Genomic DNA, 12,893 nt, shown 5'->3' with positions numbered 1-12,893 from the left:
CAGGGACTCTTCATCTGCCGGGGGTGCGGGGTCGTTGCCCACGCCGACCGGAATGCTTCCCACAACATCGCCACCCGTGGCGAGAGCGTGTGGAATGCGGGGCGTGAGTCACGCGCCCCTGCCACCCGGTAGGGGTGTCTGGACGGAGGAGTCAACCCAGCAGCCAGCTGGGCGCTACCTCCAAGCCCGGTCCTTCAGGGCCGGGTCAAGTTGACCCGCGCCTCGGTGCGGGTGGTGAAGGTGCGCCGGTAGACATACGCGGCCTTGAGTACGCTGTTGAACGCCTCGCTGACGGCAGTCGAAACACGAGCCGACACGGCCCATGGACTGGGTCACGCCGAGCCAGCGGCAGGCCCGTTTGAAGCGCCGTGACTGGTATTGGGCTGCCTCGGTCCGAGTGGAAGAGCGCGCCCCTGACGTCGCCGCCGCGGGTGGCCGCGGCCATATGCAGGGAGGCGACGACCAGCTCCGCGTCGTGGCGCTCGCCCATCGCGTAGCCGAGCAGGCGGCGCGAGAACAGATCGATCACGGTGGCCAGGTACAGCTTGCCCTCGCTGGTGACGATCTCCGCCATATGCGGGTCTTCGAAGTTAGGCGGGGTGCGATGTCCGTCGTTGGTCGTGCTTGTCACGCAGTGTGAGTGATTGGCTGTCCGGACCCGGGGCGCAAGGCGCCCGTGGCCATAAACGATCATGACTGTTCTCTACGCAGCTTGATCACATGGAACCACGGGCTTGGACAACAATACGACGAAGCTGTTGGACCTCGACGGCCTGGCCGTGGAGCGGATCGAGTGTCTGGCGGACGGTACCCGGCGGGTGCACCTGGTCACCGCGGACGAGACCGCGAGGGCCTGCCCGTCCTGCGGGACGTTGGCTTTACGGGTGAGGGGCCTGGTCCGCACCCGGCCACGTGATCTCCCCTACGGGGAACGGGGATTGGAGCTGACATGGCTCAAACGCCGCTGGTACTGCCATGAACCGGACTGCACCCGAAAATCCTTCACGGAGCAGGTGCCCCAGATTCCGGCGGGTGCCCGGATCACTGCCCGGCTGCGTCGGGCCGCGGCCCTGCGGGTGCGTGATGCCGGCTCCACCGTCGTCCAGGCCGCCCGCGACCTGCGCATCTCCTGGCCAACGGTGATGTCCGCATTCCGCACGGCCTCCGGTGAGGTGACCGAGGCCGAGCTGCCCGAGGTGGAGGTGCTGGGCGTGGACGAGACGAGGCGCGGGCGGCCCCGCTGGGAGCAGGACCCCGACACCGGGAAGTGGCAGCTGACCCGGGACCGCTGGCACACCGGCTTCGTCGACGCCCTCGGCACTGGCGCTCTCCTCGGCCAGGTCGAGGGACGCAGCGCCGCCGACGTCCTGGCCTGGCTGTTCACCACCCCACTGACCTGGCGCACGAACATCCGCTACGCCGCCATCGACATGTCCGCCACCTACCACGCCGCAATCCGCACCGGCCTGCCCCACGCGGTGATCGTGGTCGACCACTTCCATGTAGTCCAGCTCGCCAACAAGATGCTCTCCACTGTTCGGCGCCGCACCACCGCCGAAGTCCGGGACCGACGCGGACGCGCTACCGACCCGGAGTGGAAGGCCCGCAACCGCCTCCTGCGTAACCGCGAAGACCTCACCGACGAGCAGTTCGAACGGATGTGGAACCCACTCCTGGACGAAGGACCGATCGGACAACGACTCCTCACCGCCTGGATCGCCAAGGAGAGCTTGCGCACCCTGCTCGCACTGGCCCGCACCGGCGCCGACCGCGAACAAATCGGCCACGCCAGATGGAAGTTCCTCACCTGGTACGCGGACAGCGACATCCCCGAGGTCACCAAACTCGCTGCCACCTCGAGTCCTTCGCGTACAGGTCCCGGCCGTTGACGGTGGCGCGGTGGACGTAGCCGGTGACGGAGGGGACATGATCGGTAAGGGTCATCGTTTGGCCGGGCCAGAGCTCGCCCGCAGCGCGGCGAATGCGGTCGGCGCTGAGCGCGAACAGGTCGCGGGCTTGCGGTAAGGCGGTGCCAATCAAGGTTCCTCCTCGACGATCAGCGCGGTACCGATGTGGGGCCGCCCACCCGGTGCAGAGAGGCCGGTCGGACAGCGGCGGGCTGTCGTTCCCCGGACCGCCGTCCGGTCCTGGGAGCGGGGTGCTGGGCCCTGCCGCCGATGGGGGAGTTACACCCGGAGGCAGGGTGTATCAGCGGATGCCGCGTTGCCGCTCCATGTCAGTGACGTGCCTGCGGTGCCAGGCGAGTTCGGCGCGCGACGCCTGGGCGTAGTGCCGCACCACGTCCTTGCCGACCAGGAGCTGGGCGATGGTGCTGTTGTCGAAGTACGTGAGGGCTTCACTGAGGTCGGTAAAGAGCGGCCCCGTCGCCTGGTCCTGGTAGGCGTCCCCGTCGCAGGCCGGCCGGGCGGTCAGCCGCTCCTCGATGCCGTGGGCCATCGCCGCCACGTAGGCGGCGAGCGCGAGGTAGGCGTTGGCGTCCGCGCCTTTTCCAACTGCGTTCTGAGTGTCCGTGTCATCCGTTTGGGGCTGCGTGGGCGTGGTTCCGTGCCTGTTAACCGACTGCATCAGTTGTCTCCATCACGTGGACGGGATGGGGGGAGCGATGGTGCGGAGCCGAGTGGTTGTTGGGGACTTGAGGGTTCAGGTGCTGGTGCGGTCGGGTGGTGGCCGGTCGTACACGATCCTGTGGCCGGACGGCTCGGTGGATGGGGAAGCGGACTCCTACCTCAGGCCGTTCGATGGCTCGGGGTCGCAGAAGACGTACGCCTACTCCCTCGTGGATCACCTGCGGTGGCGGGTCCGGGAGGGCCTGACCACCGAGACGGTGACGATGCTGGACCTGCACCGCTACATGGGGGCGGTGGGGGCAAAGGTCCCGATGCCGTACGGGCAGCCGTGGCGGATGCCGCCGAAGAAGCCGTACGGCGCCTCGGCCCTCCAGGTCGCCGCTGCGTGTCTGAAGGGCTTCTACCTTCACAACTGCGCCGGCAACGGCGTCAACGACGAGCTGCGGGCGGCACTGTCGGTGGGGCGTCTGCCGACCAAGGCGGACCGCCGCCGGTCCTTCCTGGGACACCTGAAGACCTCGATGCCCGCCAACCCTCTGGCACCGTCGCGGCCGCCGAGGCGCCGGCACCCGAAGATGCTGCCGGACGGGGCCAAGCCGGAGCTGCTGGAGATCGTGAACACGGCCCGAGACAAGATGGTCGTGCGGTGGCTTTCCGACACGAGCCTGCGGATCGGCGGGCTGACCGGGCTGCACCTGGTGGACCTGCACCTGCGGGAGAACGCGGACTGCGGGGAGTGCAAGAGTCCTCATCTGCATGTCTGCCATCGATGGGGTAATCCGAACGGAGCGGCAGCCAAGATCAAACCGGCCTGGAAGCCGGTGAACGGGGTGATTACCGGCGGGGAGATCTACCGCGTCAGCCCTGCCATGATCAGCAGCTACTTCACCTACATGACGACCGAGTACGCGCAGTACGCCGCCGGGCACGGCATGTTGTTGATCCAGTTGGCCGGCCCGAACCGGGGTGAGCCCTGGTCGGCGGATGCGGCCCGCGGCATGCTGCGGCGGGCCGGACGCCGCGCGGAGTTGCCCGGGCGGATCAAGCCGCAGGCATTCCGACACCAGATCACCAACGACATCCTGGACGTCTCCAACGACCCGATGGTGGCGAAGGTGGCCGGCAACTGGGCATCGGCCCAGATGGTGGATGAGGTCTACGGGCATCCGGACCTCCACTCACCGCAGTTCACCGCCGCCTTGCAGGCCATCTGGGGTGAGAAGGTGTGACCGCCCCGCTGTTGAAGCTCATCGCGAACCCGGCCGCGGAAACCCGCACAACCCCGGACCGGCTGGAGATCCTTCATGCTCTGATCGCGGCGCCGACCTTCGACCCGGTGCTGCGCGAGGACGTGATCCGGATCGTGCCGGACCACCCGGTATACGGGTGGTGTTGCCCGGTTTCCGGATGCGAGCGGTCCCGCGCCACGTGGGGAGAGTTCTGCTGCGAGCACAGTGTCGAGTGGTCCGCGGTTCAGCGCAACGGTGACAGCATCGTCGACTTCCTCCGCAAGGCCAAGCCGTTGAAGGCGAAGGGCACTCGTGCCTTCGGTCCGTGCCTGATCTGCCCCCACGCATTGGCCCACCGCAGCGACGGGCTGTGCTATCTGCACGCAAGCAAGCTGGGTAAATGGCGTTCCAACCGGCGGCGAAGGGGACAGCAGGCGAGCTTCGACGAGTGGGTTCTCTGGCAGCTGCCGTTCCCGGACTTCGGCGTGTGCCGGGTGTCGGCCTGCCCGCATCCGGGAGCCGACTGGCTCGGCCTGTGCGCGCATCACCTCTCGCGCTACACCCGGGAAGGAAAGCCCGGCGGCGCCGCAGCGGTGAATGACCAGAGCACGGGTGAGCCCCACCGGGTAGAGGTCGTCTACGCGGACGAGGCCGTCTTCCGGCGCTGGTGCGTACAGAGCGACGCGATCTGCAGGACGGACGGCGTCCTGAGCCTGCTGGGCTTGCGGCCACTGGCGCGGGCGGAGATCAAGTGGGGACTCTTCCACCATGCCCGGGGCCCTGCCGAAGGGGCCCGCTGGCCCCTCACCGTGGTTCAGCGCCTCGCCACCGAATGCCGTCGGCGGGGCGTCAACTCGCTGGCCGATCTTGTCCTTGAAGAGCTCCCTGAGCATCCACGCAACATCGCTCAGCTGATGCTTCGTCACCTGCGGCTCGTCTACTTCACCCGGCAGGACACCAGGGATGCCGGCTACATCGAGACCGAGCACTACGGGGTCCGTCTCACCAACCACAGAAGCCACATCGACCTGTCGGCCATCTCCCAACGCTGGCTTCGCGACCTGCTCTGGGACTGGACAGACCTGCGGCTGACGACCGATCCACCCCGCAGCGGGAGCCCGATCATCCGCCTGCGGCGCGCATGCGTGGAGATCAGCGCCTACCTCGAAGCCGAGGCGCCCGGAGGCGGCCACGACCCCACCGTGCTGACACAGGATCACATGCTCAGCTTCGTTGCCGACCAACGGCACCGAGCCGAACACGGGCTGAAGCCCCTCGGCGTGCACCACAGAACGGATCGCGGGGTCGCGCACGCCGCTGATGTCAACAAGTTGCAGGTGGCCCGCGTTTTCGACGGGATGCGTACCGTTCTGCGGGACGCCATGGATGCCGGCAGCGCAGAGCAGATCGGCCTCGCCCGCGAGTTCATTGTTGCCCTGCCCCCGGGCGGGAGCGGCAAGGGAAGGCGCCGCAGGCCCTTCTCCGACGACGTGGCGCGGGCACTGGCCGACGAGGAGAACTTGAAGTGCCTCGATGGCATGGACGGTGAGGACCGCGGACTGCGCGATGTCTGGGAAGCGATCATCGTCACTGGCCGCCGGGCCAGCGAGGTGCTGAAACTGCGGCTGGAGTGCACTGGCCGGTATCGGAATCTGCCGATCCTCTGGCACGACCAGACCAAGGTCGGGCAGCTGGACGAGGGGATCCGCATCTCGGAGCGGCTCTTCCAACGGCTTGAAATCCGCCAGGCCACGTCCGAGGCCCGCTTCGCGCAACGACACGGGCGCCCGCCGACCAGGGCCGAGCGGCTCGAACTTGCCCTGTTCCCGCGGCGAACCGCCAACCGCACCGGCACCAAGAGCGTGAGCTACGGGTGGTTTCAGAACTCGTTCAAGGAATGGGTGGACACCCTCAACTTCGCCGGCTCCGTCGCCCATCAGGCCAGGCACACTCTGGCCACGAACCTGATCAAGAACGGGGCGAACCTCACTCACGTCAGGCGCTACCTGGGCCAGGTCTCCGATGCGATGGCCGAGCACTACACGCACCTCGCGAACACCGACCCCAAACTCGACCAGGCCCTCCAGGCGGTATGGGTCGCAGGACCCGGGGCAGCCCAGCCCGGCATCCTCTTGTCCGACGGCGCACCCATGAGCCGAGGAGAAGCCGAAGCCCTGGCCATCGACCTGACTCGCCGGTCCACGCCGGCCGAGGGCGGATTCTGCACCTACCAGCCCGTCGTCAACGGGGACGCGTGCCCCTGGAACATGGACTGCCACAACTGCAGCAAGTTCGTCATGTCCGGCGCCGACCTCGTCTACTGGCACCGCAAACGCGAGCAGTGGCGCATGCTCGCCGAACGCGCCCCTGATCCCGCCACCGCGGACTTCCTCCACGACGTCTTCGAACCGACCGCCCGTGCGATCGACGGTCTGGAGAAGGCCCTGGAGGCAGTCGGCCTCCTCAACGAGGCTCTCGCGCTCGACCTTCGCCGCCCGCAGGACTACTTCGGCCGCGTCTGGGCCACCGCCTTCCGGGCCGAAGAACTCGCCCGACACACGCGCCCCGGAGACTTCAACGATCACGAGGACCTGCCATGACCACCGGCACCGGCCAGACCGAGGCAGCCGTTGCTGCCCGCCGTCGACAAACACAGGTCAAGCTCGGCCAGGTCGAGAAGGCCATCGCTCAACTGCGTCGCGAACGAGGACGCCTCACCGTCCGGGCCATCGCTGACCGGGCGGACGTGTCGCCCACGTTCCTCTACGACAACGCCGACGCCCGCGACCTGGTCCAGAAAGCCATCACCGCCAGCAAGAGCCGTCACGACCGCGCCTCCGAAGAAGCACACGACAGGATCGAAGCCTCCTGGCGAGAACGGGCGCTGAACGCCGAAGCAGAACTGACCCGCACGCAGAAGGAAGTACACGCCCAGCGACAGCAGATCGGTGAGCTGATGGGGCAGATCCGCGACGCCGAGCAGATGGTCCCCGGCGAATCCGTCCAGGCCGTCATCACCGAGAACACCACACTCAAGCGACGCGTCCTTCAGCTCACCCAGGAACACCGTGGGCTCCAGGAACGACTCGAAGGCGCTCGCTCCAACAACCGGTTCGCCGACAAGCGCATCGCCGATCTCGAAGCCCAGATCCTCGAACTGCAGCAGGCCGGGACTCAAGGGACCAGCCTTCGGAAATGAGCCCACAGAGCTCAACGGCCAACCGACCGTCCCGGACATCCACGCGACGTCTCCACGCAGGTCAACCACAACCCGGACACTGATGCGGTCGGAAAAGGCTCCGGCGAGGCGGACTTCGAGGTGCGCGCCGGGGCCGTGGCCGCAGGCGCGGATGGCGCAGCCGCGGTGGTCGTAGCCCCAGTTGAAGCGGGTGGGGGCGAACGAGCGCGGCTGGAAGCGTTTGTAGCTGTTCGGGGTGGGTGCGTACAGCGGGGCGAGGTGCGGGAGCGCTGACAGCAGCCCCGCCACAGCGTGGTCCATCAGCGGCGGCAGGCCCTCGCTGCGGTGATGGACGAAGGCGGGCTCGTCGTGCTCGCTCCACAGCGACAGGTGCAGGTGCAGGCCGTTGCCGATGCCGGTCTCGGGCGCGGCCATGGAGGCGGGGATCATGCCGTGCTTCTCGGCCACATCGCGGACCAGCATGCGGAACAGGCCGTACTCGTCACACGCTTGCAGAGCATCGGTGTAGGCGAACGTCAGCTCCGTCTGGCCTGCGGCGCTCTCAGTTTTGATGGCCTCGTGAACGATATGGGACTCGCGCAGTGCGTTGGTCAGGTGGCGGAAGAAGTGGCTCACCGCGTGGGAATGCTGCAGGCCGTAGTCGAGGTTGTGCTCCCACGCCGGTGTCCGGCCGGACGGTCCGTCCGTGTAGAGCACGAACTCGCGCGGGCACTACGTGGCAGGACGCCAGGCCGTGGGCCGGGCGGCGACACGTTCGACCTCGTGCGCGTCAGCTCTGGTGGATCACGCGCCGGTCGATGAGGTCCTGCACTCGTTCAGGCGTCAGTCCGAGCACTTCGGTGCAGATCTCGACGGTGTGTTCGCCGCTCAGCGGAGCCGGCCGGGACGGCGCGGGAGCGAGCCGCCCGAACGGTGCCGCGACGTTCTCGGCCGGCAACTCGCCTTCCAACAGTGGGTGCCGCATGGTGGTGAAGGTGCCGCGGGCGCGGGACTGGGGATCGTAGAGCAGCTCCGGTTGCCGCAGCATCGCCGCGGCGGGAATTCCGAAACCCTGCAGGGTCTCCGCGATCTCTGCCGGAGGACGTTCAGCCGTCCATTTCGCCACGTGTTCGTGCAGGTCGCTGTCGACCTGACTGTCCGGCGGCGCCGCCGTGGCCCGCCGCAGCAGTTCCGCCTCGCGGCCGTTGCGGACGTCGATCACACACCACTCGTCATCGCCTGCACAGGCGAACACGCCACCGAACAGCGCGGTCCCCACGCCTGCGTCGGATATCGCCGAGCCCGGCCGGACCGCTTCGAGCGCCGCGAGTGCGGCGAACTGGTGCAGGACCACGTCGGACTGGGCGATCTCCAGATGCGCGCCGCGGCCGGTCCGCTCCTTCGCCAGCAGCGCGGCCGCGACCGTGAGGGCTCCGAGCTTGGCCGCCACGTGGTCGGGGAAGACGGTCACGCCGTCCCACGACTCGGTGTCGTCGGGCGCGTACCTCCACAGGCTGGTGACACCGCACGAGGCACGGACGAGCGGACCGTAGCCGAGCCGGTTCGACCACGGGCCTTTCGTGCTGAACGCGGCGCTCTCCAGGACCACGATCCCGGGATTGACCGCCTCGAGTACGGCATGGCCGATACCGAGCGAGTCGAGCGTCCCGGGTTTGAAATTGGCCAGGATGACGTCGCTGTGCCGGACCAGGTCCTTGAAGAGCTGTCGTCCTTCGTCGGTGCGCAGGTCCAGCCCCAGACTGCGCTCGCCGCGGTTTCCCCAGGCGAAGGACGCGTTCATCGCCTCGCCTCGCCGGGTCTGGCGCAGGCCGTCCGGGAACGTCGTGCTCTCGATCTTGATGACATCTGCGCCGAGGTCTGCGAAAGCACGTCCGGCCTCCGCGCCGAAGACGATCACGCCCAGGTTCAGCACCCGGATCCCGCTGAAGGGGGCGACGTCGGTGTGCGAGGCCGTCGGGCTGTTCCTGGGGGGCCACTGCGTGTCCTGTGTGTCCTGCGTGCCGGGAGGCTCCGGGCTCGCCGATCGGATCCCGAGCCGGTGGCCCTCGACGTCGGCGAAACCGACCGGGAGAGTGGTGGCGAAGCCGGGGGCGATCTCCCGGAGGGCCACGGTGCCGGCAGCGGTGAAGTGGTCGCTCGCGACCGCGTCGCCGAGGGTGAGCACCTGGGCGAGCGGCACTCCCCGGCGTGCGGCTTCCTCGACCAGTTCGGCGGCCGGCCGGTCGGCGAACAGGTCGGTGATGAGCGGTTCGAGACGGTCGGCGGCGGCCACGCGCGCCGCGATGGAGTTGTACGCCGGATCAGCGAACTCCTCGGGCTCGCCGAGCCAGGTGAACATGCCGCGCCACTGGCGTTCGCTGAGTAGGCACAGCCGGACGTTGCCGTCGGCGCAGCGGTAGACCGGATAGACGTCCGCGGGCGGGCGGCCCCGGCGCACCCTGCGCGACCTTCCGGCGGCGGCGGACCCTTGGGCGCCGTACGCCGGGTCGAGACCGGTCACCAGAGCCTCGTGGTGCGAGAGGTCGATGATCTGTCCGGTGCCCGTGCGACGGCGCACGACGTGTCCGACCACCGCCGTCCACGCCGCCTGGGCGGCGGCGGTCGCCTCGACGATGCTCCGGGGCGGGAGTAGGGGGACTCCGCCTGGACTCCCCGAGCGGGACAGGGAACCGCTGAGCGCCAACAGGGTGCGCGCGGTGGCCTGCCAGTCGCTGCGGGGGCCCGTCCGGCCGAACGGTGAGCTGACCACGACGACCAGATGGCCGTACTCGCCGAGCGTTTCGCCGATGCCGAGCCGGTCGCTCACCTGCGGTGTCATGAACGCGATGTCGGCGCCGGCGAGCAGTCGTCGCACGAGGGCGCGTCCGCTCGGTGTGTCGAGGTCCGCGGCCACAGCGCGCTTGTTCACGTTGCGGACGGCGAAGGGGAGGGAGATGCCTTCGACCACGGGTTCCTGTCGGCGCGAGGGGGATCCGCCGGGCGGCTCGACCTTGACGGTGTCGGCGCCCAGGTCGGCCAGCAGCCGAGCAGCTGCCTCGCCCACGGCGTCACCCAGGTCGACCACCCGAACGTCGTCCAGCAGCAGCTTCCCCGCGGTCATGCGGATCCTCCTCGATCGGCTGCTGTTAATCTAATGACGTTCGATTTATTTGCCAATCCCCGGAGGTGCGATGTCCAGGTCGTCCGTGGTCGCCTACGGTGTGGATCGGCGGGTGGCGATGATCACCCTCGATCGTCCCGGTCGGGGCAACGCCATGACGCTGCAACTGTGCGGGGAGCTTGTCGACGCGATCGACCGGGCGGAGGCCGACGACGACGTCGCCGTGGTCGTGCTCACCGGAGCGGGCCGTAACTTCTGCGTCGGAGCCGATCTCGACGAGGGCTTCCATCACGGGGGGCGGGAACCCCAACCGGGGTACGCCGCGTTCGTCGACCGGTTCGGCTCGGTCGGGGGCGTGCCGCGGGACGCCGGCGGGGTGGTCACGCTCCGGGTGGCGGCCATGCTGAAGCCTCTGATTGTGGCCGTGAACGGCGCAGCCGTCGGCGGTGGGGCCTCCATGGTCCTGCCCGCCGACATCCGGGTTGTCGGGGAGTCCTCGCGTGTCGGGTTCGTCTTCCCGCGTCGCGGCATGCTCACCGAGTCGGCGTCGAGCTGGTTTCTGCCGCGACTCGTCGGGATGGGGCGGGCCACCGAGTGGGTGCTGACGGGGCGGCTGATCGGCGCGCCCGAACTGATGGCCTCAGGCTTGGCCAGTCGGGTGGTGCCCGACGAGAAGCTGCTCGAGGCGGCCTGCGACATCGCGCGGGACATCGTCGCCAACACGTCCACGGTGGCCGTCTCCCTGTCGCGCCAGCTCTTGTGGAGCATGCTCGGGGCTGCGTCGCCCTGGGACGCGCACGCCGTCGAATCCCAAGGTGTGTACCAGTTGCCGGCGATGGCGGACGTGGGGGAAGGGGTGCGGGCGTTCCTCGAGAAGCGAGTGCCGGACTTCCCGCTGCGCGTGCCGAAGGACTACCCGGACTACGGTCCTCGGTGGCCGGTCCCTCCGGGTGACATCAGTACACGGTGAGACCGCCGTCCACGGCCAGCGTCGTTCCGGTCACGTAGGACGATGCCGGGCTGATGAGGAACAGCAGGGCGGAGTCGAGTTCCGACTGCTCACCGAAGCGGCCCAGCATGCTCTGGTCCGCCACCATCTCGCGCAGTACCTCACTGCCTTCCGCGGTCATCTCCGACTCGAAGTAGCCCGGGCACAGGGCATTCACCCGGATGCCCCGGCGGGCGGACCACTCGCCGGCGAGGTCGCGTGTGAGCCCGATGACGCCCGCCTTGCTCGCGGCGTAGGCCGCTTGCGGGTACCGCGGCGCGACCAGCCCCAGAACACTCGAGACGTTGACGATGGCCGAGCCGCGTGTCATCAGCGGGGCGCACGCGGTCGCCATCCAGAACACGCCGTTGAGGTTGACGTCGATCATCCGGCGGAAGCCCTCGGGCGTCTCCTTGAGCGCGGGCACGGCCGAGCCGACGCCCGCGTTGTTCACGAGCCCGTCGAGTCGTCCGAATGCGGCCATGGCCGCCTCGGCGGCTCCTTTGCACTCTTCGGGGTCGCTGACGTCCGCGGTGACGACCGCGGTCTTCCCGCCCGCCGCCTCGATCTCCTCGGCCAGGAGGCGAAGCCGGTCCTCCCGGCGTGCCACGAGAACGACATCGGCGCCCGCCTGGCTCAAAGCGCGGGCGAACCCCGCACCGAGGCCGCTGCTCGCCCCGGTGACGAGGACTGTGCGGCCATCGAGTCGGAAGAGGTCGAGGGTGCCCATCGGAAACCTCCGGTGCGAGTCGCGAAACAGGGTATTCACAAATCTAACAGCATTAGTTAAAGTCCAGTGACTGCCGACGACAGCAACGGAGCTGGAGGCGATGCGATGGACCGCGAACCGGCGATACGGATGACGGTGGTTGAACGACGTCCGCTGGCTGACGGGGTCGTCGGACTGGCTCTGACAGCAGTCGGTCCGGTGACGGCCCTGCCCCCGTGGCGGCCCGGTGCGCACATCGATCTCGAGCCCGAGGGCGGTCAGCGCCGGCAGTACAGCCTCTGCGGGGACCCCGCGGACACCGAGCGCTGGGACGTCGCCGTTCTCCGCGTCGAGGACGGGCGTGGTGGATCGGCCTGGATCCACGACAAACTGGGGGTCGGTGACGAACTGCAGGTTCGCGGCCCACGCAACCACTTCGCATTCGAACCAGCCGGTTCCTACCAGTTCATTGCGGGCGGTATCGGTATCACGCCGATGCTCCCGATGATCCGCGAGGCCGAAGCGGCGGGTGCCGACTGGCGACTCGCGTACGGCGGCCGCAGCCGCACCGGCATGGCGTTCCTGACCGACCTCGAGAGGTACGGCGAGCGGGTCACGATCAGGTGCCAGGACGAGACCGGACTGCTGGATCTGCAGGAGATCCTGGGCGAGCCTGTCGTCGGCCGGAGGGTGTACTGCTGCGGCCCGGAAGGACTGCTGGCGGCGGCCGAGCAGATCATGTCCGAACGCTCCGAGGAGTCGCTGCACTTAGAGCGCTTCTCCCCGAGGGAACCGGTCGGCTCCTCCGGCGAAGCCTTCGAAGTGCTGATCGCCTCGACAGGACGACGGGTGACCGTGCGGGAGGGCCAGAGCATCATCGATGCCCTCGACGCGGCTGGTGTGCCCGTCGACTACTCCTGCCGGGAGGGGACGTGCGGTACCTGCGAGACCGCGGTCCTCGACGGGGTTCCCGAGCACCGGGACTCCGTGCTCACGGCCGAAGAACGGGCCGCGAACGACTGCATGATGCTCTGCGTCGGCCGGTGCGTCCGCGGCCCGCTCGTCCTGGACCTGTAGAAG

General features: G+C 68.6%; 11 protein-coding genes and 1 pseudogene. 7 read left to right on the top strand and 5 right to left on the bottom strand.

All coding sequences use genetic code 11. The features are described from left to right. Positions 1-12: 12 nt before the first annotated feature. Positions 13-132 carry a hypothetical protein gene (locus ABZ453_RS44760; RefSeq protein ID WP_359024845.1) on the top strand — a complete coding sequence of 40 codons (120 nt, stop codon included), beginning with the start codon at positions 13-15 and terminating at the stop codon, positions 130-132. 73 nt (positions 133-205) lie between these two features. Here the strand turns inward: ABZ453_RS44760 and ABZ453_RS44755 are convergent, their stop codons facing one another. Continuing rightward, positions 206-574, bottom strand: a complete 369-nt coding sequence (locus ABZ453_RS44755) for a DDE-type integrase/transposase/recombinase (protein ID WP_359024843.1) — start codon at positions 572-574, stop codon at positions 206-208. 160 nt (positions 575-734) lie between these two features. Here ABZ453_RS44755 and ABZ453_RS44750 point away from each other — a divergent pair, with 160 nt between their 5' ends. Then, positions 735-1,889, top strand: coding sequence for an ISL3 family transposase (locus tag ABZ453_RS44750; RefSeq protein ID WP_359024841.1), 1,155 nt, complete (start codon positions 735-737; stop codon positions 1,887-1,889). A gap of 319 nt (positions 1,890-2,208) precedes the next feature. On the opposite strand, the gene ABZ453_RS44745 is transcribed toward ABZ453_RS44750, so the two are convergent. Beyond that, on the bottom strand, positions 2,209-2,586 hold the full coding sequence (locus ABZ453_RS44745; RefSeq protein WP_359024839.1) for a hypothetical protein: 378 nt from the start codon (positions 2,584-2,586) through the stop codon (positions 2,209-2,211). A gap of 67 nt (positions 2,587-2,653) precedes the next feature. On the opposite strand from ABZ453_RS44745, the gene ABZ453_RS44740 reads away from it, so the two are divergent. The 3 genes from ABZ453_RS44740 to ABZ453_RS44730 are packed head-to-tail and all read left to right on the top strand — an operon-like array spanning position 2,654 to position 7,016. Continuing rightward, complete coding sequence (locus ABZ453_RS44740; protein WP_359024837.1) at positions 2,654-3,817, top strand: tyrosine-type recombinase/integrase; 1,164 nt, start codon at positions 2,654-2,656, stop codon at positions 3,815-3,817. After that, positions 3,814-6,417: a site-specific integrase gene (locus ABZ453_RS44735; protein WP_359024836.1), complete on the top strand. Its 2,604-nt coding sequence runs from the start codon at positions 3,814-3,816 to the stop codon at positions 6,415-6,417. The genes ABZ453_RS44740 and ABZ453_RS44735 overlap by 4 nt, the downstream gene beginning before the upstream one ends. After that, complete coding sequence (locus ABZ453_RS44730; protein ID WP_358583149.1) at positions 6,414-7,016, top strand: DUF6262 family protein; 603 nt, start codon at positions 6,414-6,416, stop codon at positions 7,014-7,016. The genes ABZ453_RS44735 and ABZ453_RS44730 overlap by 4 nt, the downstream gene beginning before the upstream one ends. A 108-nt stretch (positions 7,017-7,124) precedes the next feature. Here the strand turns inward: ABZ453_RS44730 and ABZ453_RS44725 are convergent. After that, positions 7,125-7,712 (bottom strand): annotated as a pseudogene (locus tag ABZ453_RS44725) (glutamine synthetase); the annotation flags it as partial. Positions 7,713-7,785: 73 nt separating this feature from the next. Beyond that, positions 7,786-10,116, bottom strand: a complete 2,331-nt coding sequence (locus ABZ453_RS44720; protein WP_359024834.1) for a CoA transferase — start codon at positions 10,114-10,116, stop codon at positions 7,786-7,788. 70 nt (positions 10,117-10,186) lie between these two features. On the opposite strand from ABZ453_RS44720, the gene ABZ453_RS44715 reads away from it, so the two are divergent. Then, positions 10,187-11,086: an enoyl-CoA hydratase-related protein gene (locus ABZ453_RS44715; protein WP_359024833.1), complete on the top strand. Its 900-nt coding sequence runs from the start codon at positions 10,187-10,189 to the stop codon at positions 11,084-11,086. Here the strand turns inward: ABZ453_RS44715 and ABZ453_RS44710 are convergent. Continuing rightward, positions 11,073-11,834: an SDR family NAD(P)-dependent oxidoreductase gene (locus ABZ453_RS44710; RefSeq protein WP_359024831.1), complete on the bottom strand. Its 762-nt coding sequence runs from the start codon at positions 11,832-11,834 to the stop codon at positions 11,073-11,075. The two genes, ABZ453_RS44715 and ABZ453_RS44710, sit on opposite strands and share 14 nt — an antisense overlap. Before the next feature lie 105 nt (positions 11,835-11,939). On the opposite strand from ABZ453_RS44710, the gene ABZ453_RS44705 reads away from it, so the two are divergent. Beyond that, entirely contained in the window at positions 11,940-12,890 is a 951-nt protein-coding gene (locus ABZ453_RS44705; protein ID WP_359024829.1) for a PDR/VanB family oxidoreductase, read from the top strand. The last annotated feature ends 3 nt before the right edge of the window (positions 12,891-12,893 follow it).

Origin of the sequence: Streptomyces sp. NPDC005799, assembly GCF_040630525.1 — a bacterium.
GTDB lineage: Bacteria > Actinomycetota > Actinomycetes > Streptomycetales > Streptomycetaceae > Streptomyces > Streptomyces griseorubiginosus_B.
This window is presented reverse-complemented; position numbering and strand designations above follow the sequence as displayed.